The 23,417-nt window shown below is 47.3% G+C and carries 17 protein-coding genes and 1 riboswitch; of the genes, 8 read left to right on the top strand and 9 right to left on the bottom strand.

Annotated elements, in window-relative coordinates:
* Positions 1-71: 71 nt before the first annotated feature.
* The 5 genes from DWW90_RS05745 (at position 72) to DWW90_RS05725 (ending at position 9,108) form a co-directional block, all read left to right on the top strand.
* Entirely contained in the window at positions 72-3,479 is a 3,408-nt protein-coding gene (locus tag DWW90_RS05745; protein WP_122344317.1) for a TonB-dependent receptor, read from the top strand.
* Between the two features lie 14 nt (positions 3,480-3,493).
* The gene (locus DWW90_RS05740) at positions 3,494-4,978 is read left to right on the top strand and encodes a RagB/SusD family nutrient uptake outer membrane protein (protein ID WP_122344316.1); all 1,485 of its coding nucleotides are present in this window, start codon (positions 3,494-3,496) and stop codon (positions 4,976-4,978) included.
* Between the two features lie 118 nt (positions 4,979-5,096).
* Positions 5,097-7,382, top strand: a complete 2,286-nt coding sequence (locus DWW90_RS05735) for a GH92 family glycosyl hydrolase (RefSeq protein ID WP_122344315.1) — start codon at positions 5,097-5,099, stop codon at positions 7,380-7,382.
* 11 nt (positions 7,383-7,393) lie between these two features.
* Entirely contained in the window at positions 7,394-8,476 is a 1,083-nt protein-coding gene (locus DWW90_RS05730) for a Gfo/Idh/MocA family protein (protein WP_122344314.1), read from the top strand.
* 65 nt (positions 8,477-8,541) lie between these two features.
* Positions 8,542-9,108 (top strand): RNA polymerase sigma-70 factor, encoded by a 567-nt coding sequence (locus DWW90_RS05725; RefSeq protein WP_115499259.1) that lies wholly within the window; start codon positions 8,542-8,544, stop codon positions 9,106-9,108.
* Position 9,109: 1 nt separating this feature from the next.
* Here the strand turns inward: DWW90_RS05725 and DWW90_RS05720 are convergent, their stop codons facing one another.
* The 8 genes from DWW90_RS05720 to rimP are packed head-to-tail and all read right to left on the bottom strand — an operon-like array spanning position 9,110 to position 18,364.
* Positions 9,110-9,490, bottom strand: coding sequence for a VOC family protein (locus DWW90_RS05720; RefSeq protein WP_122344313.1), 381 nt, complete (start codon positions 9,488-9,490; stop codon positions 9,110-9,112).
* A gap of 9 nt (positions 9,491-9,499) precedes the next feature.
* Positions 9,500-10,843: a Fe-S cluster assembly protein SufD gene (gene sufD, locus DWW90_RS05715; RefSeq protein ID WP_122344312.1), complete on the bottom strand. Its 1,344-nt coding sequence runs from the start codon at positions 10,841-10,843 to the stop codon at positions 9,500-9,502.
* Positions 10,844-10,845: 2 nt separating this feature from the next.
* Positions 10,846-11,601, bottom strand: a complete 756-nt coding sequence (gene sufC, locus DWW90_RS05710; protein ID WP_115499262.1) for a Fe-S cluster assembly ATPase SufC — start codon at positions 11,599-11,601, stop codon at positions 10,846-10,848.
* Positions 11,602-11,638: 37 nt separating this feature from the next.
* A complete protein-coding gene (gene sufB / locus DWW90_RS05705) occupies positions 11,639-13,084 on the bottom strand; it encodes a Fe-S cluster assembly protein SufB (RefSeq protein WP_122344311.1) in 1,446 nt (481 codons plus the stop codon).
* A gap of 29 nt (positions 13,085-13,113) precedes the next feature.
* Positions 13,114-13,605, bottom strand: a complete 492-nt coding sequence (locus DWW90_RS05700; RefSeq protein ID WP_115499264.1) for a CvpA family protein — start codon at positions 13,603-13,605, stop codon at positions 13,114-13,116.
* A gap of 2 nt (positions 13,606-13,607) precedes the next feature.
* A complete protein-coding gene (gene infB, locus DWW90_RS05695; RefSeq protein WP_122344310.1) occupies positions 13,608-16,571 on the bottom strand; it encodes a translation initiation factor IF-2 in 2,964 nt (987 codons plus the stop codon).
* A 20-nt stretch (positions 16,572-16,591) separates the two neighbouring features.
* Positions 16,592-17,890, bottom strand: coding sequence for a transcription termination factor NusA (gene nusA / locus DWW90_RS05690; RefSeq protein WP_115499266.1), 1,299 nt, complete (start codon positions 17,888-17,890; stop codon positions 16,592-16,594).
* Positions 17,891-17,896: 6 nt separating this feature from the next.
* Positions 17,897-18,364: a ribosome assembly cofactor RimP gene (rimP, locus tag DWW90_RS05685; protein ID WP_199662175.1), complete on the bottom strand. Its 468-nt coding sequence runs from the start codon at positions 18,362-18,364 to the stop codon at positions 17,897-17,899.
* Between the two features lie 168 nt (positions 18,365-18,532).
* Positions 18,533-18,634, top strand: a riboswitch (TPP riboswitch).
* An 81-nt stretch (positions 18,635-18,715) separates the two neighbouring features.
* Here rimP and DWW90_RS05680 point away from each other — a divergent pair.
* From DWW90_RS05680 to DWW90_RS05670, 3 genes are read left to right on the top strand one after another with little or no spacing between them, the layout of a single operon-like run.
* Positions 18,716-20,935, top strand: a complete 2,220-nt coding sequence (locus DWW90_RS05680; protein ID WP_122344308.1) for a TonB-dependent receptor — start codon at positions 18,716-18,718, stop codon at positions 20,933-20,935.
* A gap of 3 nt (positions 20,936-20,938) precedes the next feature.
* Entirely contained in the window at positions 20,939-21,550 is a 612-nt protein-coding gene (gene pnuC / locus DWW90_RS05675) for a nicotinamide riboside transporter PnuC (protein WP_122344307.1), read from the top strand.
* The gene (locus DWW90_RS05670) at positions 21,534-22,163 is read left to right on the top strand and encodes a thiamine diphosphokinase (protein WP_122344306.1); all 630 of its coding nucleotides are present in this window, start codon (positions 21,534-21,536) and stop codon (positions 22,161-22,163) included. The genes pnuC and DWW90_RS05670 overlap by 17 nt, the downstream gene beginning before the upstream one ends.
* A gap of 889 nt (positions 22,164-23,052) precedes the next feature.
* Here DWW90_RS05670 and DWW90_RS05665 read toward each other — a convergent pair.
* Positions 23,053-23,397, bottom strand: a complete 345-nt coding sequence (locus tag DWW90_RS05665) for a hypothetical protein (RefSeq protein WP_115500981.1) — start codon at positions 23,395-23,397, stop codon at positions 23,053-23,055.
* Positions 23,398-23,417: the final 20 nt, after the last annotated feature.

Here is a 23,417-nt window from a genome sequence, read left to right as displayed (position 1 = left end):
CCTTAAATTATCACAGACAGTTTTTATTCTAATGTATTATTTAATTTATTCACCTAAATCTCCATAGAAATATGAAAAATAACACAAGGCTTAGTTTTTGCCTATTTCTCTTATTTATGGGAATCAGAGTCTGTTTTGCAGCCGACATATATTCGCAACGGACTTTTTTCACGATCGAATCTAATAGTTTAACAGTCAAAGATGTCCTCAACAAAATAGAAAATGAAAGTGAGTACATCTTCTTTTACATGGACAAATCGATTGATTTGAACCGCAAAGTCTCAGTCAATGCCAGAGGGCAACAAGTAGAAAAAATTCTCGAGCAAGTTTTTTCCGGGACTAATACCAAGTATTATATCTCCGACCGGCAGATAATCCTTTCTAAAACAAAACTGAACACGTTACCTGCCGACATGCAGCAAAACGGGAAGACCATCACCGGAGTCGTGCAAGACGCATTGGGCCCAATTGCCGGAGCCAACATCATTGTGAAAGGTACGACAAACGGGAACATTACGGACATGGACGGTAAATTCACACTCGAGAATGTGCCCGCCAACGCAATCCTTGTCGTTTCCTATATCGGCTTTACTTCGCAGGAAATACGTGTAGGCAACCAGACGTCTTTCAATATTACTCTTCAGGAAGATTCCGAAGCGCTGGACGAAGTAGTAGTAGTCGGCTACGGCGTGATGAAGAAAAAAGATTTGACAGGCGCTGTGGCACAAGTGGGAAGCAACTCTTTGAAAGACCTGAAGGTCTCCCACCCGACAGAAGCAATGGCCGGTAAACTGGCCGGTGTACAGGTGCAGCAGGTAGGTGGACAACCGGGACAGGCTGCCACGATCCGCGTACGTGGATCCGGCTCTATCACCGCATCCAGCGCTCCGTTGTATGTTGTCGACGGATATCCTTTGGGAGAACAGAACCTGAATGCAATCAACCCGAATGACATTGAATCAATCGAAGTGTTGAAAGATGCTTCCGCAGCAGCTATCTACGGTTCACGTGCTGCAAACGGCGTCGTACTAGTCACAACCAAATCAGGAAAGGCCGGTAAAGTAAGTGTCAGCCTGGATATCTATGCAGGTTTCCAGAACGTAACAAAAAAGATGGACCTGATGAATGCACAGGAATTTGTGGAATTCAGCCGGGAAGCCTTCAACAACCACTACGTAGAATCCGTTCCGGGAGCATCTGCCAGTGATCCGCTGAGCATGCGTCCTTCCGGAAACCGCTATCGCTATCCGGGCATCTACGACGATGCGTCCTATATCGCTTCTTTGGGAGCCGGAACAGACTGGCAAGATGAAATTTTCCGCACTTCTCCGGTACAGAACTACCAGTTGACAGTGACAGGTGGTGACGAAAAGACCAAGTATATGTTCTCCGCCGGCTATTTCAAACAGGAAGGTGTCGTGATCAACAGTGATTACGAACGTTTCTCGGCCAGAGCTAAAATCGACAGCGAACTGAACAGTTGGTTGAAGATGGGTGTCAACCTGGCTCCTACCTATATGAATGCCAACAAGACGACCCAGGGCCACTGGGCAAGTGACGGTGTTATCAACGCGGCACTGGCAACATCACCCGTCGTACCTGTATATAATGAAGATGGTACATGGGCCTCTCAGGCCATGTACGCTGTCGCTAGCGACGGTTTGACCGGAGTACCGAATGCAGTTGCATTGACTCATATCCACAATTACGACACAGATCTCCGTCTCTTCAGTAACGGTTACATCGAACTTTCCCTGATGAAAAACCTGAAACTGAAATCAACGATCGGTGCCGACATCCGCGAATACAGAGGTGAATATTTCCGCCCGGCAACTATTCCGAACAACGGAAACGTCGCTCCCCTTCCTTCTACGGAAAGAAAAGCAACAGAAAAATCCACCGAAATTGTAAACTGGTTGAATGAAAATACCATTACTTACTTCGGTTCATGGGACAAACATGAACTCGATGCTGTCGGAGGTTTCACCGCACAGAAGAACATCTACCGGTACACAGAAGCTACGGGTTCCGATTTCCCGAACGACCAGATCCAGACGATCAACAATGCGACTGTAAAAAGCAGTAAATCCGAACGAAACACTTGGACATTGCTTTCTTACCTGGCACGTGTGAACTATCGCTACGACAACAGATATTACCTGACAGCATCTATCCGTGCCGACGGTTCCTCACGCTTCGGTAAGAACAACCGCTACGGTTACTTCCCTTCCGGGTCTGTAGCATGGCGTCTGTCACAGGAAGATTTCCTGAAGGACGTGAAATGGTTGTCAGACATGAAGATCCGTGCCAGCTACGGTATCACCGGTAATAACAATATCGGCGATTACGCTTCTATCGGTATCATGGAAAATGCCAATTATGTATTGGGAACGGGAACAGGAAACATTGTAAACGGTGCAGCTCAAAAGAGTTTCTCCAATGCAGACCTTACCTGGGAAAAAACACGTCAGACCGACTTGGGTTTTGAAGTCTCTGTCTTGGACAGCCGTTTGTCATTGTCTCTGGACCTGTATTACCGCAAGACTACCGATCTGTTGATGAATGTTGACATTCCGACTATTACCGGATTCGACAAAGCCATGCAGAACATCGGTAAGATGCGTAACAAAGGTCTTGAAATCACACTTAGCGGTATTCCGTTCAGAAGCAAGGACTTTACTTGGGATGCAACCGGAAATATCTCTGTCAACCGTAACAAGGTATTGGCTTTAGGCCCGACAGGTGACCCGATCTTAAGCGACGGTGGAGCAGGTACGACACATATTACGATGATCGGCCAACCGATCGGTTCCTTCTACGGATATAAGATGTTGGGTATCTTCAAGACGCAAGACGAACTGAACTCTTATCCGCATCTGGCTGATACACATGTGGGCGACGTCATGTTCGAGGATGTCAACGGAGACCAGAAAATCGACGCGGACGACCGAACCATTATCGGTAACAACATGCCGGACTTCACTTGGGGTATGACGCATACTTTCGCATACAAAAACTTCGACGCCAGCATCTCTTTACAGGGGGTTGTCGGAAATGATGTATTGCATTTGGGAAGACGTTTCTACACACAGGGTGAAGGTAACCAGAATCAGTTGAAGGAAATGATGGGACGCTGGCAATCAGAAACAAACCCGGGTAGCGGATGGATTCCGAGAGCTAACTCACAGCCGACCGGACAGAACAATGCCATCTCTTCCCGTTGGGTGGAAAGCGGTTCTTTCCTCCGTGTCAACAACCTGACTGTCGGTTACACCTTGCCAGATGCATTTACAAAAAAATGCGGTATGCAACGGGCACGCCTCTATGTTTCTACACAGAACCTGCTGACGATCACAAGTTATAGCGGCTACAACCCGGAAACAAGTTTCAAGGAAGACAATGTAACAGCTCCCGGTACCGACTACGGTATGTACCCGCTGTATCGCACCTGTACTTTCGGTATTAACGTAACCTTTTAAATAGCAGACGAATTATGAAACTAAAATATAATCTGATCGCAATAGCCTTGCTGGGAATCGGCTTTTCTTCTTGCAGCGATTTCCTGGAGCAGAATCCGCAAACGGATTTAAGTGAAAACGATTTCTACAAGACCGCCGACGACATTACATCAGCGGTAAACGGAGCTTACTCCTCCATGCAGGAAAGCAACATCTACGGTAACTGGTATGTATTCGGCGAAATACCTTCCGACAATACCCGTAACCAGCTGTCCGGTTCTGTGACCAGCCAGGATGAGTTCGACAAATTCTATATCGACACCCAGAACAGCTATATAGCCGATTTCTGGAAAGCGGCCTATAAAGTAATCAACCGTACAAACACGGTATTGGGACGTATCGACGGTATCACAATCAACGCCGACTTGGCAAACCGGTACAAACTGGAATGCAAATTTATCCGCGCCCTGATGTATTTCAATCTGGTACGCGTTTACGGCGACGTTCCTTTGGTATTGAAAGAGATCAGTATCTCGGAATCCTACGACATTCTGCGCGAACCGAAAGACAATGTGTACAACCAGATCATCGCCGACCTGAAAGAAGCACAGGGTCTGCCGGCATCCTATCCGACAGCAGAAGACGGACGTGCCACACAGGGTGCAGCAAAAGCATTGCTGGGTAAAGTCTACATGACACTGCACAAATATGCAGAAGCAGAAGCAATCCTGGGCGAAGTGATCAACAGCGGACGCTACGGTTTACTGGAGAATACGGCAGGCAGCCTGAATATCGACGGTTATAAGGAAGTGTTCAGCCCGGTTAACCACAACAGCAAAGAAGGAATCTTCGAAATACAGTTCCTGAAAGGCGGTTACGGTGAAGGTTCCAACTATGCCAACAACTTCGCACCCGAAAACTCAGGAACGAACGTAGTGACGGTTGGTGGTACAGGCGGTAACAATATTCCGGAAATGGATATCTATAACGCATATGAAGAAGGTGACCTGCGCCGTGATTTCTCCATGTCGTTAGGCTATAATGACAATCGTAAGAACGATGAATGGGTAGAATCGCGCTATGTTCGCAAGTTTATGGACGTTCCTTATCAGGGTAACGATGCCAGCAACAACTATCCGGTAATCCGTTATGCCGATGTGATCCTGATGTATGCAGAAGCACTGAACCAGAACGGTAAGACGGCAGAAGCCTGCAAGTATCTAAATATGACACGCCGCCGTGGTTTCGGATATCAGACAACAGAAACATCTCCGGTTGACCTGCAGACCACCGACAAGACTCAGTTCGAACGGATGGTGGAACAGGAACGTCGTGTGGAACTGGCTTTCGAAAATCATCGTTGGTTCGACCTCATCCGTACCGGACGGGCTGTTGAAGTAATGAAAAGCAAAGGTTTCTCCTTGAACGAGACAAACCTGACCTGCCCGATCCCGCAGAAACAGATCGACGTGAATCCGAAGTTGACACAGAACGATTATAAGATCGAATCGAGAAATTAACTAATAAGCAATTCGATATTACATAGAAGACAAGTGGTGGGGAGTCTTCCCCGCCACTTGTAATTTGTTAATTGATAACTAAAATTCTATCTTTGCCACAATCAACAATTCTAATCTCATGAAGACCTGGACAGTTTTATTAAGCACATTGTGTTTATTTTCTTGCAACCAACAAGACAACAAATTTGAAAAGTACGTAAACCCGTTGATAGGTACGGATATCCGTGTCGTACAGGGAAAAGACAAAAACTCGACGGAAGAACGCGGACAGATCATGCCGGCCGTCGGTGTCCCCCATGGTATGACCAACTGGGTGGCACAGACACAGGCTACCGAACAGAAATGTTATCCGCCCTACTATTATTTTCAAGATGCAATCCAAGGATTCCGGGCAAGCCACTGGATGAACGGTTCCTGTACACAAGACTACGGGAGCGTCACAATCATGCCGCTAAATAACAAACTCGAGACAGATCCGCTCAAACGCGCCTCATCTTTCGACCACACAGCAGAAACAGCAACCCCTTCATATTACACAGTCGACTTGAAAGATTACGGCATACATGCCGAACTGACCGGACTTTCCCGTGCCGGTATCATGCAGTTCACCTTTCAACAAGACGGTGACCATTACATCGTGATCGAACCGAACAGCGACGAAGGTGTCGCCTTTATTCAAATCGATCCGGAGAAAAAAGAAATTACCGGCTATAACCCCGTACACCGTATCTATCAGGGACGCGGCAAAGAGGCCGGATTCAGCGGCCATTTCGTCATTCAGCTGAATGAAGAGATCGCCGATTACGGCGTTTGGGACAGTACAGCCGTGACCTCAGGCAAGAAGTCAACGCAAGGCCGGAAACACAACGTCGGTGCCTGGGTTAAACTGGCTTCCGACAAACCAGGGAAAGCACTGGTCAGAGTGGGCACATCTTTCACAAGCATAGAAAATGCACGCAAGAACCTTATCGCCGAGATACCGGGATGGGACTTCGACAAAGTACGCCGGGCATCTTCCGACACCTGGAACCAGGCATTGGGACAAATTGCCGTAAAAGGAAATAACGAAGAAGAGAAAGTCAAATTCTATTCTGCCCTATACAATGCTCATTTCCTGCCGCGTACATTTAGCGACACGGATGGTTCCTATCCGAAATTCGACGGCGGAGAACAAATCATGAAGATGGACCACGGCACTTATTACTGTGATTTCTCACAATGGGACACATACCGTGCCGTTCATCCCCTCTTCTCCATCCTGAACCCGACACGTAATGGCGATATGGCCCATTCGCTTGTTCTGAAGGGACAACAAGGCGGCTGGCTGCCGATCTTCCCATCTTGGAACAGCTACACGGCTGCGATGATCGGAGACCATTGTATCGCCATGATCGGAGACGCTATCGTCAAAGATGCGCCGGGCTTCGACTACGAAGAGGCTTACACCTTGATGCGCAAAAACGCCTTTGAAGCCAATACGGATTCCAACAGCTACCGCGATGGAAAAGGACGCCGGGCAATGGAATCTTACTTGAAATATAACTACGTCCCATTGGAAGACCCTGTTATGGAAGCTTTCCACCGCCGCGAACAGGTTTCCCGCACGCTGGAATATGCTTATGACGATTTCGTCCTCTCACAAGTAGCCAAGAAGTTAGGTAAAACGGACGATTATAACGCACTGATCAAGCGGGCGGAAAACTACCGCAACGTTATCGATCCCGAAACAGGCTATGCGCGTGGACGGCATGCCGACGGAAGCTGGATTGAACCCTTTGCCCCTTATGATTTTGTCAATTTCATAACGGAAGGCACTCCTTACCATTATACTTGGTATGTTCCGCAAGATATCGCCGGGCTCATGCAGCAGATGGGTGGAAAAGAACGTTTCATCGATCGGTTGGATACTTTCTTCGAAGGCGACTACTACTGGCACGGCAATGAACCGGGACACCACATCGCCTACCTTTTCGCCTATGCCGGCGAACCCTGGAAAACGCAGAAGTGGGTGCATGACATCATCAACCGCGAATATTTCACGACTCCCGACGGACTTTCCGGTAATGACGATGCCGGACAGATGTCTGCCTGGCTGGTGTTCAGCATGGTCGGTTTCTATCCGGTTTGCCCGGGTATGCCATACTACGTGATCGGCAGTCCGACATTTGAAGAAAGTGTAATCACCCTCGAAAACGGAAAGAAATTCACAATCGAAGCCAAAGGGGCATCGGACAAGAACATATACATCCAGTCTGCCACACTTAATGGCCAACCATACGACAAGAGCTACATCCTCCATAAAGACATTATGAACGGAGGCACACTCTCGTTTATCATGGGAGATACTCCCAACAAAGAATGGGCATCCTCCAACGAATCGCTTCCTCCTTCACTCGGTTTATAAAATAACAACGTATGAAAAGAATAATTTATATACTCCTGCTCTGCCTCACCGTCCTGACGGTAAAGGCCGGGCAGGATACGCCCGTCAGATTAGGAATCATCGGGCTGACGCACTCGCATGTGGGGGGCGTTTTGAATGACAAAAACAAACCTTATGTCATAGCCGGTATTGTCGAACCGAACAAACAGTTGGCGGAACGCATGTCCAAACGGTTCGGTTTCAGCATGGATATCGTATATCCCACGATGCAGGAACTTTACGACAAACAACATCCCGAGGCTGTTGCCTGCTTCAACGCGACTTATTACCACCAGGATGTGGTTCGGTTCTTCGCTCCTAAAAAAGTGCACATCATGGTTGAAAAACCATTGGCTACAAGCAGCGAACAGGCCCGGGAGATGGCCGATCTTGCCACCCGGTACCAGATACATCTGCTGACCAATTACGAAACTACCTGGTATGGCTCCCATGAGGAAGCCGCACAACTTATACGGAACGGAGAAATAGGAGAAATACGTAAAGCTATTTTCCGGGACGGACATACCGGTCCGGTAGAACGCAACACACATCCGGAAATGATCCCCTGGATTAAAGACCCGGTCTTAAACGGTGGAGGCGCCGTGATGGATTTCGGTTGCTACGGCGCTAACCTGATGACTTGGCTGATGGGAAACCAGAAACCGGTATCAGTCGTATCCGCCTTCCAGACCATCAAGCCGGATCAATACGAAGAAGTGGAAGACCAGGCTACTGTTATCCTGACCTATCCGAAAGCCCAATGCATCATCGAAGCCTCCTGGAACTGGCCGATTAATATGAAGACTTCCGAGATATACGGGAAAAGCGGTTACATCCAGATACCGGACAAGGAAACACTGCTGATCCGGACAGGCGAGAAGTCACCGGTCCGGCAACTCAACCCGGCTGCCCGCCCTGCCCCCTATGATAATCCTTTCTCCTACTTCTGTGCAGTGGTAAAGGGGAAAGCGCAGGAGGATCCGCAATCTACATTAGAGAACAATCTGATCGTGATGGAAATTCTCGATGCAGCAAGAGAGTCGGCAAAAACAGGAAAGATTATCTATCTGAAATAAATATATATAGCATTTCCTTTAATATTTACTATATTTACATGCTAATCTATTAAGATAGAGGAAGTATGGAATATTCAGCAGACTTAAAGGCTTTCAATCAACTATTTGCAGATTATCAGGGGCGGTTTATCCGCTTCGCTAATATGTATGTGAGAGATATAGCCGTAGCGGAAGATTTCACAATCGAGGCTTTAATGCAATACTGGGAAAACCGCCAGTCTTTAAAAGCCGACTCCAACATCCCGGCCTACATACTCACTATCATTAAACGCAAATGCCTTAATTACCTGCAACATATACAAGTCAGGGAAGATGTTGGCGAGCAATTGAAAAACCACGCCGAATGGGAACTAAACACACGCATCTCCACACTTGAAGCCTGTAACCCTGAAGAACTGTTTACGGCGGAAGCTCAGGAGATCGTCAATAAAACACTGGCAAGCCTGCCTAAACAGACTCGCCGTATCTTTATCATGAGCCGCTATGAAAACAAGTCGCATAAAGAAATTGCAGAAGCTCTTAATATGACAACCAAAGGAGTGGAATACCATATTGCCCAAGCGTTGAAGAAACTTCACGCCAACTTGAAAGACTACATTCCCCTGCTGGCTTTCCTGACTTATCTGAATTAGGTCAGGCAATCACCTCCACAATATTCCCATCCAGATCCATCACGGCACCCTCATAATAGCCGTCACCGGTTGTACGCGGTTCACCCGTAATCCGGAAACCGTCCGTACGAAACTGTTCGATCATTGCATCGACCTTTTCTTTCGATCCGACAGAGAAGGCGAAATGGGCAAGACCAATAAAAACATCCGTACTCTCCCGGGTAATATCCGCACGCTGCATAATTTCAAGGGAAGCGCCTCCCTCGAATGTTACGAAATAAGAGGCAAAGCCTTTCTTCGGATTCACATACTTCTCATTGCTTTTCCCTTTAAAGTACTTGACATAGAAGTCACGCGAGCGTTCCAGCTCGTTTGTCCAGATTGCGATATGTGTTAGCTGCATAGATTATACTTATTTACAAACCCGACAACCGGCACATTTGGCCAGTTCTCCCCGGAAACGTTTTTCTACCAATTTGTGCAAACGGTCCTTCAATGCATCCAAACGTACATGGTCAATTACATCCGATGTGAAAGCTACGCTCAACAGCATACGTGCCTCATCACGGGGAATGCCACGACTTTGCATATAGAACAAGGCATTTTCATCCAGCTGACCGGTTGTCATGCCATGTGAGCATTTCACATCGTCGGCATAAATCTCCAACTGTGGCTTACTGTACATACGGGCTTCACGGGTTGCACAGAGATTACGGTTCGTCTGATAGGCTGCCGTCTTCTGCGCATCTTCCTTCACCAAGATACGTCCGCTGAAAGCGCCGACAGCATGGTCGTCCAGGACGTTTTTGAACAATTCGTTACTGGTACAACAGGGAACGGCATGTGTAATATGGCTATAGGTATCGACCTGCTGCTCCTTATCCAGGATGGACATACCGCACAAGGTCGTCTCGGCCCGTTCACCGTTCAGTTCGATATAATAGTTGTTACGGGTAAGGCCGTTATTCAGCGTAATACCGTTTACCAATACGTTACTGCCGGCTTCCTGCTTCACATGCACAGAAGCGAAACGGGTGGTCGACTCGCTGCTTTCTTCCAGGTCGTAATAATCGAAGAAGGCTCCTTCGCCGGCAAAGATCTCGACAACCTGCGTTGCCAGGAATTTGACATCGTCGATACTATGGTCGCACACCAGCAACTTGGCTTCCGAACGGGGTTCCATAATGACGAGGATACGGCGGTTGGCCATTGTGTCGACGTCGCTACGGAAGATATTCACCAACTGGATCGGACGTTCCACCACAACTCCTTCCGGTACATAAACCACAAAGCCGTCTTGCGCCAGCATCGTATTCAGGGCGATGATAGCATCCCGCCCGCTTGAAGCGGCTTTTCCGTAGTAGCGGGAAGCGACTTCAGGATACTTCTCCATGAATGTCCGCATACCTCCTGCATAAACGCCTTCAGGCAGATGCGCCTTTGGCAACATCTTGTCATAAAAAGTGTCGTTCACCACAAAATAGAGCGAAGTACTCAGGTTGGGGACATCGCAACGGAACACGTCATACGGATTGACCGGGATTTCGACGCGGTTGATATTCACCCCGTAGTCCGGTGCGAAAGCCTGCGCCACATCGGTATATTTATAATCTTCACTCTTCACCGAAGGGAACCCTAATCGCTCAAAATCAGCCAAAGCCTCCGCACGCGGCAAGTTCATCACCGCCGCCGCATGCTTGCAAATCATCGACTCACACTGTGCAAAGAGATTGATATATTGTTGTTCTGCTTTCATAATTACTCATCTCCCATCTCTTTCTTGATCCAGTCGTAGCCTTTTTCTTCGAGTTCGAGGGCCAGTTCGGGACCGGCGGTCTTAACGATACGGCCTTTATAAAGGACATGGACTACGTCGGGCTTGATATAATCCAGCAAACGCTGATAGTGCGTGATAACAATAGCAGCGTTTTCCGGCGTACGCAACTGGTTCACACCGTTTGCCACAATACGGAGCGCATCGATATCCAGTCCGCTATCCGTCTCATCCAGGATAGCTAACTTCGGTTCCAGCATCGCCATCTGGAATATCTCGTTACGCTTCTTCTCACCACCGGAGAAACCTTCATTCACACTACGGCTTGCCAGTTTATTGTCCAACTCGACAATCGCACGCTTTTCGCGCATCAGCTTCAGGAAATCGGTAGCCGAAACAGGTTCCAAACCTTTATATTTGCGATGTTCGTTCAGGGCGGCACGCATAAAGTTGACCATGCTTACTCCCGGAATCTCCACCGGATACTGGAAACTAAGGAAAATGCCTTCGCGGCTGCGATCTTCCGGTTCAAGCTCCAACAGGTTCTTCCCGTTAAAGGTCACTTCCCCTTCCGTTACTTCGAACGCCGGATTGCCGACCAGTACACTGCTCAAGGTGCTTTTCCCGGAACCGTTCGGCCCCATAATAGCGTGCACCTCACCCGCCTTGACAGAAAGGTTAATCCCTTTCAATATCTCTTTGCCATTGACATTGGCATGTAAGTTCTTTATTTCTAACATAGCTTTATTAATTGATAATTGACAATTGTCCATTGTTTTATCCCACGCTCCCTTCCAGAGAAATGGTCAACAACTTCTGTGCCTCTACGGCAAACTCCATCGGAAGCTTGTTCATCACCTCGCGGGCATATCCGTTGACGATCAAGCCGACCGCTTCTTCCACCGAGATACCGCGCTGCTGGCAATAGAACAGCTGTTCCTCACTGATCTTGCTTGTCGTTGCCTCATGTTCCACCACAGCCGTTTCATTTTGAATATCGGCATACGGAAAAGTATGGGCGCCACAAGTTGAACTCAGCAACAAGCTGTCGCACTGGCTATGGTTGCGGGCACCTTCGGCACGGGGTGATACTTTCACCAGTCCACGATAGCTGTTCTGGCTATGTCCGGCGGAAATACCTTTCGATACGATCGTGCTGCGTGTATTCCGTCCGAGATGGATCATCTTCGTTCCGGTATCCGCCTGCTGGTAGTTATTGGTCACGGCTACGGAATAAAACTCGCCAACCGAATTATCGCCTGCTAAAATGCAGCTCGGATATTTCCAGGTGATGGCAGAGCCGGTTTCTACCTGTGTCCAGGAGATTTTGCTTCCTTCGCCCTTGCACAATCCGCGCTTGGTTACGAAATTATAGATACCGCCCTTTCCTTCTTTATCGCCCGGATACCAGTTCTGGACAGTCGAATATTTCACCTCGGCATGTTCGTGCGCCACGATTTCGACGATAGCGGCATGAAGCTGGTTTTCATCACGCATCGGGGCGGTACAACCTTCCAGATAGCTGACGTACGCCTCATCATCTGCTACGATCAATGTGCGTTCGAACTGTCCGGTGTTTGCCGCATTGATACGGAAATAGGTAGAAAGCTCCATCGGGCAGCGTACCCCTTTCGGGATGTAGACAAACGAGCCGTCGGAAAAAACAGCCGAGTTCAGTGCGGCAAAGAAATTATCACGATAGCCGACTACGCTTCCCAAGTATTTCTGTACCAGGTCAGGATGATGCTGGACGGCTTCGCTGAAGGAACAGAAGATAATACCTTTCTCGGCCAGTGTCTCCTTAAACGTCGTCTTTACAGATACGCTATCCATTACGGCATCGACAGCCATTCCGCTAAGTTGTGCCCGTTCATGCAAAGGGATGCCCAGCTTATCGAAAGTCTTCATCAATTCCGGGTCAACCTCATCAAGGCTTTTCGGCCCTTCCTTCTTCTTCGGGGCAGCGTAATAGATAATATCCTGATAGTCGATAGCCGGAATATCGAGGTGAGGCCAAGTAGGCATCTCTAACGTCTGCCAATGACGGAAGGCTTTCAAGCGGAACTCGAGCAACCACTCCGGTTCATTCTTCTTGGCAGAAATAATACGAACGGTCTCCTCATCCAATCCACGATGAATCACCTCCGTATCGATATCGGTAACAAACCCGTATTTATAATCACTGGTCGTTACCTCATTCAATATATCGTTTGAATCTTCCATTATACATTATATATTATTAAACCAACTGCTTACTCTTCCTTAAAAAACAAATTTTGGAAGTAAATAGTTGGGATTATCTCTTTAACTGAATTATAAAAGCGGGATTCGACCTTTGTCTGGCGGGGAATCAAAACCGATCCCCTGTCTATCATCTCCATACCGTTTAGCAGAAGACTGATAAAAAGCATCATAAAACAAAGTCCGAAAACACCTCCTGCCAGATGGTTCAATACGCTAAGCGGCGTAGCCCCTACCACCCGGTGCAGAATCTCTCCTGCCAGCAACACGACACCCACGATCAGCAGAAACCCCGCCACATAACTGAGCACCGTCACTCCCTGTTCGGGGAACCACCCCAACGCCAGAATATACCCTCTGAGCCAGAGCGCCGCTTTCGTACAGAAAAAAATTCCGACTAATAGGGCTATAAGCGAAACAACCTGTTTGATGACTCCATCAAACAGGCCTTTCACAAATCCTATTCCTGCCAGACATAGCAATGTAATGTCCAACCAGTTCATGTTTATAACGTCTTCTTGATTTCTGTTTCTTCGTACGCTTCGATGATATCGCCAACCTGAATATCATTGTAGTTTACAAGGTTCAAACCACAATCCAATCCGGCAACCACTTCTTTCACGTCATCCTTAAAACGCTTCAAAGATTCCAGTTCTCCCGCATGAACCACGATACCGTCGCGAATCACACGTACTTTATTAGAACGTTTGATCTTACCTTCACGTACCATACATCCGGCAATCGTACCCACTTTCGTGATCTTGAATACCTGAAGTACTTCCACATTGGCAGTGATCTCTTCTTTGATTTCCGGAGAAAGCATACCTTCCATTGCACTCTTCACTTCTTCGATTGCGTCGTAGATAATCGAGTACAGACGGATTTCGACACCATCCTTTTCAGCCATTCGGCGTGCAGGCAATGCCGGACGCACCTGGAATCCGATGATGATAGCATCTGATGCGGCAGCCAGTACGACATCCGATTCGGAAATCTGGCCGACAGCCTTATGAATAACGTTCACCTGGATTTCTTCTGTCGACAGACGGATCAACGAGTCGGACAGAGCTTCAACGGAACCATCCACGTCACCCTTCACGATCACATTCAATTCCTGGAAGTTACCCACTGCAATACGACGGCCGATATCATCCAATGTAAGCATCTTCTGCGTACGCAGACCCAACTCACGCTGTAACTGCTCACGGCGGTTGGCGATCTCGCGGGCTTCCTGGTCTGTTTCCAGTACGTTAAATGTATCACCGGCCTGTGGAGCACCGTTCAATCCCAGGATCAGAGCCGGTTCGGAAGGACCGGCCTTTTCGATACGCTGGTTACGTTCGTTGAACATAGCCTTTACACGACCGAAGTGTGTACCGGCCAGCACGATATCTCCCACTTTCAGAGTCCCGTTTTCAACCAATACAGTAGAAACATATCCGCGTCCCTTATCCAGGGAAGACTCGATAATAGAACCTACGGCACGTCTCTTCGGGTTTGCCTTCAAGTCGAGCAAATCGGCTTCCAACAGTACTTTTTCCAACAATTCTTCTACACCGATACCCTTCTTGGCTGATATTTCCTGGCTCTGGTATTTACCACCCCAGTCTTCCACCAGGTAGTTCATATTAGCCAACTCCTCCTTAATCTTTTCCGGATTGGCATGCGGTTTATCGATCTTGTTGATAGCAAAGACGATAGGAACACTGGCAGCCGAAGCATGATTGATCGCTTCAATCGTCTGCGGCATGACATTATCGTCGGCAGCCACAATGATAATCGCGATATCCGTTACTTTGGCACCACGGGCACGCATAGCGGTAAACGCCTCGTGACCCGGAGTATCCAGGAATGTAATACGGCGTCCGCTCTGCAGCTTCACGTTGTAAGCACCGATGTGCTGTGTGATACCTCCGGCCTCACCGGCAATTACATTTGCATTACGGATGTTATCTAATAAAGAAGTTTTTCCATGGTCGACGTGTCCCATCACGGTTACGATAGGCGGACGCGCAACCCAGTCTTCTTCATTATCGTCTTCTTCATCGGCCTTGATGGCTTCCACCACTTCGGCACTTACATATTCTGTCTTGAAGCCGAATTCTTCAGCTACAATATTAATAGTCTCCGCATCCAGTCGCTGGTTGATGGAAACCATGATGCCGATACTCATACAAGTAGCGATAACCTGGGTTACAGGAACGTCCATCATGTTGGCAAGGTCATTGGCTGTAACGAATTCCGTCAGCTTCAGGATCTTGCTTTCCATTTCCTCCTGTTCCATCAATTCGTGCTCACGTTTCTGCACGGCGTCACGTTTGTCACGACGGTACTTGGCACCTTTATTATTCTTGTTTCCTTTGTTGGTCAGGCGAGCCAGTGTCTCTTTTACCTGCTTCTGTACATCTTCCTCACTGATCTCCGCCTTCACCGGCTTGCGCAAGCGGGGCTTACGATCGTCGTTCGAATGATTCGGACGTGTCGGACGCGCGTTCGTACCCGGTGTATTGTTAACATCTACCCGGTCTTTCTTAATACGGTTACGCTTTTTCTTTGCATCCTGATTACCTTCGCCCGGTTTGACAGGAGCACCGGGTCTTGCTGTTGCATCTTTCGGTCCCTTGTTGAAAGGACCGTTACCCGACTGTCCCGGTTTATTACCGGCAAACCTCTCACGTTTGTCATCACGTTCCTTCTTCCGCTCTTCTTTAGTCTTCTTCTTAGGGCGGGTAGACTGATTTAATGCATTCAGGTCAATCTTCCCTGTCACCTTGATTTTAGACTCGAACTTCGGAGTATTCAACCGGAATAACTCATCGTCAGACCCGCCATCGGCAGAAGCCGCCGGCTCTTCAGTATTTACGGTCGTTGACTCTATGGTTGCTGTTTTCGGCTCCTCTACAGGCTCCGGTTTAACCACTTCTGCTGGTTCCTTTTCCACTACTATAACTTTTTCTTCTTTTTTCTCCTCTGGCTGCTGTGTTACATCCGGAACTTTCACCTCAGGCACTTTTACTTCCGGGGTTTTCACCTCCGGAGCCGGAGCTTCAGCAGTTTTTGCAGCAGGAGCCTCCACAGGCACCTCTACTTTCTTTTCCACAGGAGCAGAAACCGGTTCAGGTCGTTCTTCCTGTGTTCTTTTATGCGGTCTGTCCAGATCGATCCGGCCCTTTGTAACAATTTTGGGCTTGAATTCTTCCGGTATCACAGTCTTTATTTCCGAATTCCTTTCTTCTTTCACAGAAGCAATTTCCTTATGAGGGCGTTCGGGCACAACCCGCTCACGCTCACGCCCTCCGTCCGGTAAATCTTTACCAAACTCTTTTACGAGCAAAGCATACTGTTCATCACCGATTCGCGTGTTGGGATTGTTATCCTCAACCTCGAACCCTTTCTTGCGTAAGAAGTCAACAACTGTGTTGATTCCTACATTTAATTTCCTTTGTACTTGTATTAATTTTATGGGCATATCAAACTTTGTCGTAATACTTATTCCTGAGTTTCATCCTCTTCTTTTTCTTCTCTCTCTTCAACCTCTTCTTCAAATTCGGCAGATAAGATAGCAAGTACCTCGTCAACAGTCTGTTCTTCGAGGTCGGCACGTTCAATTATCTCGTCGCGGCTCATCGCTAACACGCTCTTCGCGGTATAGCATCCTGTATTTTTCAGCGCTTCGATAACCCAAGCATCGATTTCATCCGAGAATTCATCCAAGTAGATGTCTTCTTCATCTGCACCTTCCACATCGCGGAATACGTCAATTGCATATTCGGTCAACATACAGGCCAGTTTGATATTCAAACCACCCTTACCGATAGCCAATGAAACTTCTTCAGGACGAAGATAAACCTCTGCCTTATGTTCTTCTTCGTTCACTCGTATAGAGGAAATTTTAGCCGGGCTTAATGCACGCTGGATAAACAGCGATACATTGGATGTATAATTAATTACATCGATATTCTCGTTTCTCAGCTCGCGAACGATACCGTGAATACGGGAACCCTTCATTCCGACGCAGGCGCCAACCGGATCGATACGGTCGTCGTACGACTCTACGGCTACTTTTGCTCTCTCTCCCGGAATACGGGCTATTGCCTTGATAGTGATCAGACCATCATTGATTTCAGGCACTTCGAGTTCAAACAAACGCTGCAGGAATAATTTGTCTGTACGGGAAAGAATAATCTTCGGATTGTTGTTGTAATTATCCACCCGTTGTACGATTGCACGTACTGTCTCACCTTTGCGGTAAAAGTCTGTCGGGATCTGTTCTGTTTTCGGGAGCAGCAACTCATTACCCTCGTCATCCAGCAACAGGATTTCTTTCTTCCATACCTGATAAACATCGGCAGCAATGATGTTACCGATTTTATCTTTATATTTAGCAAATAAGCTGTCTTTCTGTAATTCAAGTATTTTTGAAGCTAACGTCTGACGCAGGTTCAAGATGGCACGACGTCCGAAGTCTGCAAAATGCACTTCGTCGGTTACTTCTTCGCCGACTTCGCAATCAGCGTCGATCTTACGGGCCTCAGTCAATGTCAGCTGAAGGTTAGAGTCTTCCAGTTCGTCATCTGCAACAACCGTACGGTTTCTCCAGATTTCAAAGTCTCCTTTCTCAGGATTGATAATTACGTCGTAATTTTCATCCGTACCGAACATTTTAGCGATCACGTTGCGGAATGAGTCTTCCAACACGCTGATCATCGTATCCTTATCTATATTCTTCAACTCCTTGAACTCAGCAAGTGTGTCAATCATACTGATTGTTTCCTCTTTCTTGGCCATAATCTTTTACTTGAATCTTATTAAGTATTTTGTATATTTTATTTCATCGAATGTATATGACTGGTCTTCCTGTACAGCCACCTTACGCTTGGCACCTTCGGGTTTTACCTGTTTTTCAACAGTTACGACTACCCCGTTTTCATCGGCCGATTTCAATACACCTGCCAACTTCGTACCGTTTTTAAGCAGCATTTCCACTTCATTGCCTATATTTTTCACATACTGGCGAAGCACTTTAAACGGAGATGTTATACCGGCGGAACCCACTTCAAGCTCGAAGTCTTCCGCATCCCGGTCCAGGTGACCTTCCACATAACGGCTCAACTCCACACAGTCGTCGATGCAAACACCCTCATCATTATCTATCTCTATGATAATCAGGTTACCCGGTTTAATTACTACGTCTACCAAATAATTGTCGGAAGAAGCTAATTTCTCTTCAACCAACTGACTTATTACGTCCTTTTCAATCATACACATACAGTTAAGAACAAAAGAAGGGGACTGCCCGCCCCCTCCTCATCTTCGCTTAATCGCCCGCAAATATACAAATAATCAATGAGTTTTCAAACAAATATTATTATTTCTTTCATATCCGTATCAGATATTGTAAGATTCCCTCTTTTTACGTTTCTTTGTACCCGAATTCAAAAGGGGTGCTTATGGTTCAATACCATAGGCTGAGAACATACCCATATTACCTGTACGGATAATGCCGGCGTAGGGAATTGAAAAACCAAGCCTTCCGGGCTTGCATGGTATATTTCTTCCGACACTCCTTTTCACCGTTCGTTTATTTTATTTAGGTTATCAAAAAAACAAAGGATGAAAAGTGTATTTATTTTAGCCTCATCATGGGCTGTACTGACTGCGCAGGGAATAACTGTCGAACCTGCCGATTCACTGAAAATTTCCAAAGACGTATCACTGGATGAAGTTGTTGTCACAGCAACCAAAGTCGCCAAAGGGACGCCTGTCGCCTACAGCGAGTTAACACAAGACGAACTGAAACGACGGAACGACGGACAAGGTATCCCCTACCTGATCCTACAATCACCGTCCGTTATCATGACTTCGGATGCCGGAACGGGTATCGGTTACTCCGGTTTCCGCATTCGCGGAACAGATGCCAACCGTATCAATATCACAGTCAACGGAGTACCCGTGAACGACTCGGAGTCGCATACCGTCTTCTGGGTGAATATGCCCGATTTCGCCTCTTCGGTTGACAATATCCAGATACAGCGCGGTGCCGGGACTTCTACCAATGGGGCTGCCGCATTCGGTGCAACCGTCTCTATGCAGACACAAAAATCGGAACTGAAGCCCTACGCCGAATATTCGGTATCAGCCGGCTCGTTCGGAACTGTCAAGAATACAGTCAAGTTCGGTACCGGACTTCTCAATGACCATTTTGTTTTCGACGCCCGTTATTCCAATATCCAAAGCGACGGCTACATAGATCGGGCCGATGCCAATATGCATTCCTACTTCGCATCGGCCGCCTATTACGGAGACAACACGCTGATTCGTTTCCAGACATTCGGCAGTATCGAAAAAACCTATCAGGCATGGACCGGTGTTCCGTCCTATATGCTGGATTCCAACCGCACATACAATCCCTGCGGTGAATATAAAGAGGATGGAGTGACCAAATACTACAAAAACCAGACAGACAACTATCGGCAGCAAAACTACCATCTGACCGCCAGCCAGCGCTTAAACGATCTCTGGAACATGAACCTGACTCTCCATTACACACACGGAGCAGGTTACTATGAAGATTATAAAGGCGGCGCTAAGTTTAAAAGCTACAAACTGAATCCTTATATCAACAGCCAGGGCGATACGATCACCAAGACCGATCTCGTTCGCCGCAAATGGCTGGAAAATGATTTCTATGGAGCCATCTACAGTGCCAATTTCCGGGGCGAACGCCTGCAATTCTCAGTAGGAGCCGCTATCAACCGTTATGACGGCAACCATTTCGGCCGCGTCATGTGGGCAAAACAATCGAACAGCCTTCCCGAACCTGATTATGAATACTACCGCAATACCGGCAATAAGCTGGATTATAATATGTACGCAAAGGCCAACTACCAGTTCCATCCTCACCTGAACGGCTACCTGGATATGCAATACCGAGGCATCCACTACACAATCAAAGGAAGTGACGATAAAGCCGGTGACAACGTAAATATCAATAAATACTGGAACTTCTTCAACCCCAAAGCGGGTATTAATTTCCAAAAAGACGGGCACAATGCTTTCGTCTCATTCTCCGTAGCCAACCGCGAACCCAACCGGGACAACTTCACAGAGGCCGGCCCGGACGAACGTCCGCAACATGAAACCTTATACGACTACGAAGCAGGCTATGGTTTCGGAAATTCCCGTTTTCACGTCGGTGCAAACCTTTATTTCATGGACTATAGCAACCAATTAATCCTGACCGGTAAGATCAGTGAAATCGGTGAAGCCCTTACCTCCAATATCAAAGACAGCTACCGCATGGGGATCGAGTTGACCGGAGGCGTGGAAATCGCCCGTTGGCTGGATTGGAGCGGGAACCTGACATTGAGCCGGAACAAAATCAAGAATTTCACAGAAAGCATCGAAGTGTACGAAACCCTCCCTAACGGCGATTGGGGCTATCAGCGTGAGGATCACAATAAGCTGGGAACGACCAATATCGCTTTTTCACCGGATATCATCGCCAACAGCATGTTCAACTTCAATTGGAAACAACTCAGTGCAAGCTTTAACTCCCAGTTTGTCGGACGCCAATATATCGACAATACTTCCAGCAAAGACCGCTCCATCGATCCTTACTTTGTAAGCAATCTGCGTGTCGGCTATGTCTTCAAGCCGAAGTTTATGAAAGAAATCGCTCTTGATGTCACAATAAACAATATATTTAACGAGCAATACGAGACGAATGCCTGGGTTTACTCAGCAATGGTCGACGGTGAGCGTTACAAAGAAGACGGCTATTTCACCCAGGCGGGGATAAATGCCATGGGCCGGGTAACATTCAAGTTTTAAACAATGGAACAATTATTGGAATATTTCGGAGTATTGACGGGGTTGCTTTATCTGCTTTTAGAGATCAGGCAGCACCGTGCCATGTGGGTAGTCGGCTTCCTGACCTCCCTGGTCTATGTGTTCGTCTTTTTCTTTTCAAAAATATATGCCGACATGGGGTTGAACATCTATTATGTCGCCATCAGCATATATGGCTTTTGGCAATGGACCCGTAAAAAAGCAATAAACGAGGAAAAAACAAATCAGAACGCCCCGGCGAATGAAGCAATCCTCTACCGCAACATGACGTTCCCACTTCTTACGGGAATAATCCTCGCAATCCTTGCAATTTATGCCTTGCTCTATTATATCCTGCATAATTTCACCGATTCGCCTATCCCTGCCGGTGATGCGTTTACCACTGCCGTCGGGATCGTCGCCACCTGGATGCTGGCCCGCCGGATCATCGAGCATTGGATATTCTGGATCATCGTCAACTGCGTATCCGTCTATCTTTATTACCTGCGTGGACTATACCCCACCATGTTTCTATATATTTGCTATGCCATACTGGCTGCAGTCGGATTATACACCTGGAAAAAGAAAGGAATAAAAACAAATGATAGCACCTTATAATTGCGTCGTCATCGCAAACGGCAATTTTCCGCAAACCACTTTGCCGCTCCGCCTGCTGCGCGAAGCCTCCGTCATCATAGCCTGCGACGGAGCCGTACAGGCTTTGCATGATGCAGGCATCACCCCGACAGCCATTGTCGGTGATCTGGACAGCATTCAACCCCGCTTCCGGGAACTGTATGCCGGCCGTATCCACATCGTAGAAGACCAGGAAATCAACGACCTGACAAAATCCGTCCGTTTTGCCCACCAATCCGGAGAAAAAGAGGTCCTGATATTAGGAGCCACCGGGTTACGCGAAGACCATACACTGGGCAACATTTCCCTGTTGGCTGATTATGCCTCCCTGTTCGACCGTGTGGAAATGCTTTCGGACTATGGCATCTTCACCCCCATCCGGCAAACAACAACGCTGGACAGCCACCCCGGGCAGCAAGTATCCCTTTTCTCCCTCTCCCCCTGCGGCAGGATAACAACATCCGGTCTCCGCTGGCCGATAAACGACCGCCAGCTGACAGCTTGGTGGCAAGGGACTCTCAACGAAGCGACAGGAGACAGCTTCACCATCACCCTTTCGCCCGGCAGCCAGGTCTTAGTCTACCGCACCCTGTAAACGAATAGTTCATTTCTAAGAAAAAGTGAACTATCCCGTTCCCGCGCTTGACGCGGGATCGCATTAAAACCGACCGTATAAACAACTGATTGATAAGGACTGTTCTATTGCGGCCCCGCGTCAAGCGCGGGGACAGGGCAGTTTTGGCACATCCCTAAGCTCAAAAACCGTTCGTTGAAACGAAACGGCAAAAGAGAGCCTGCGGCGGAGGGCTTATTGTATAAAACGCGTTTTTCAGGGTAAAAAAACATCCGAAACCGAACAAATGCTAATCTACTTTTCTACTATCAAAAAGGGGCTTTTTCCTATGATCTGGCACCTTATCGCCATGAAGAGGGACTTTATCGCTCTGATCCGGAACTTTGTTGCCCCGAAGTCGGACTTCATATAGTACGAAGTCAACCTTCAGAGCGCTGAAGCGTTACTTCAAGGGAATTTTCTGCGCACCTCACAGCAATAAGCCTCCAAAATTTCCTTAGGATATTTGGAACGCGGTTCGTCTTTGCTCGCAAATATTCGATTCTCCGGGAGTTAAGGTTTATCACATTGCCGGTGTTTTCGTCTTTCGGTAATCAAATTGTAGGCTTTTTGGTATGGGCTCGGCACTTCATTTTCTCTGTTGTCATCCGAGCCGGTTAAAACCATGAAAAAAGTCAATCCAAAATCGATCAAGATTTCGAACGAAATAGAAAAACAGTCGAAACAGGGGGTTAATGTATATTTTTCAATTTACAGAAGGTCCAAAACTAAGAAAAAGTGAGCTATCCCGGACAAAAAAAGTCCCGAAGGGGATCTAAGATCAGCCTTCGGGACAAAATACACCCTCAATTTTACAACTTAGTATTTATTCAAGCCTCACGGCTGTTTAATAAAGTTCTCTTTATACCTTTTATGCAGGTAATCTATTTAATTGAGAAGCTTTCCATTCAGGAAAACCATCAATATTGGCATATACATGGAACTGTAATTTATCATCTGCCACCTTTTTCAGCTCTGTTTTAGGAGCCAGCGGCAAACACATATCATCTACAGCGAACAATGCTTTTAGCAAAACTACATCGTACCCGTCGCGAATTACCTCTTTCTGTAGTACCACCGGCACATTTAACCTTGCCAGATAATAAGCAGAACGTTCATACGCGCACCATGCATTACCTTCGAGATATAAGTAGACACCATCCTGGTTGTCTATCTCATTCATCAAAACTTTTTCGACATCTGCTACACGTTCCATAATCTTACTTATTAAGTCCT

The sequence above is a fragment of the Parabacteroides sp. AF17-28 genome, assembly GCF_003479205.1.
Classification (GTDB): domain Bacteria; phylum Bacteroidota; class Bacteroidia; order Bacteroidales; family Tannerellaceae; genus Parabacteroides; species Parabacteroides acidifaciens.
Note: the sequence above shows the minus strand (reverse complement) of the source record. Positions and strands in the feature narration are given on the sequence as shown.

Excerpts from the sequence above, each read along its gene's own strand:
- DWW90_RS05735 (WP_122344315.1), top strand. The coding sequence starts at position 5,097 with ATGAAGACCTGGACAGTTTTATTAAGCACATTGTGTTTATTTTCTTGC.
- infB (WP_122344310.1), bottom strand. The coding sequence starts at position 16,571 with ATGCCCATAAAATTAATACAAGTACAAAGGAAATTAAATGTAGGAATC.
- DWW90_RS05725 (WP_115499259.1), top strand. The coding sequence starts at position 8,542 with ATGGAATATTCAGCAGACTTAAAGGCTTTCAATCAACTATTTGCAGAT.
- DWW90_RS05665 (WP_115500981.1), bottom strand. The coding sequence starts at position 23,397 with ATGGAACGTGTAGCAGATGTCGAAAAAGTTTTGATGAATGAGATAGAC.
- DWW90_RS05740 (WP_122344316.1), top strand. The coding sequence starts at position 3,494 with ATGAAACTAAAATATAATCTGATCGCAATAGCCTTGCTGGGAATCGGC.
- DWW90_RS05700 (WP_115499264.1), bottom strand. The coding sequence starts at position 13,605 with ATGAACTGGTTGGACATTACATTGCTATGTCTGGCAGGAATAGGATTT.
- pnuC (WP_122344307.1), top strand. The coding sequence starts at position 20,939 with ATGGAACAATTATTGGAATATTTCGGAGTATTGACGGGGTTGCTTTAT.
- DWW90_RS05670 (WP_122344306.1), top strand. The coding sequence starts at position 21,534 with ATGATAGCACCTTATAATTGCGTCGTCATCGCAAACGGCAATTTTCCG.
- sufD (WP_122344312.1), bottom strand. The coding sequence starts at position 10,843 with ATGAAAGCAGAACAACAATATATCAATCTCTTTGCACAGTGTGAGTCG.
- DWW90_RS05745 (WP_122344317.1), top strand. The coding sequence starts at position 72 with ATGAAAAATAACACAAGGCTTAGTTTTTGCCTATTTCTCTTATTTATG.
- DWW90_RS05680 (WP_122344308.1), top strand. The coding sequence starts at position 18,716 with ATGAAAAGTGTATTTATTTTAGCCTCATCATGGGCTGTACTGACTGCG.
- rimP (WP_199662175.1), bottom strand. The coding sequence starts at position 18,364 with ATGATTGAAAAGGACGTAATAAGTCAGTTGGTTGAAGAGAAATTAGCT.
- DWW90_RS05730 (WP_122344314.1), top strand. The coding sequence starts at position 7,394 with ATGAAAAGAATAATTTATATACTCCTGCTCTGCCTCACCGTCCTGACG.
- nusA (WP_115499266.1), bottom strand. The coding sequence starts at position 17,890 with ATGGCCAAGAAAGAGGAAACAATCAGTATGATTGACACACTTGCTGAG.
- sufC (WP_115499262.1), bottom strand. The coding sequence starts at position 11,601 with ATGTTAGAAATAAAGAACTTACATGCCAATGTCAATGGCAAAGAGATA.
- sufB (WP_122344311.1), bottom strand. The coding sequence starts at position 13,084 with ATGGAAGATTCAAACGATATATTGAATGAGGTAACGACCAGTGATTAT.
- DWW90_RS05720 (WP_122344313.1), bottom strand. The coding sequence starts at position 9,490 with ATGCAGCTAACACATATCGCAATCTGGACAAACGAGCTGGAACGCTCG.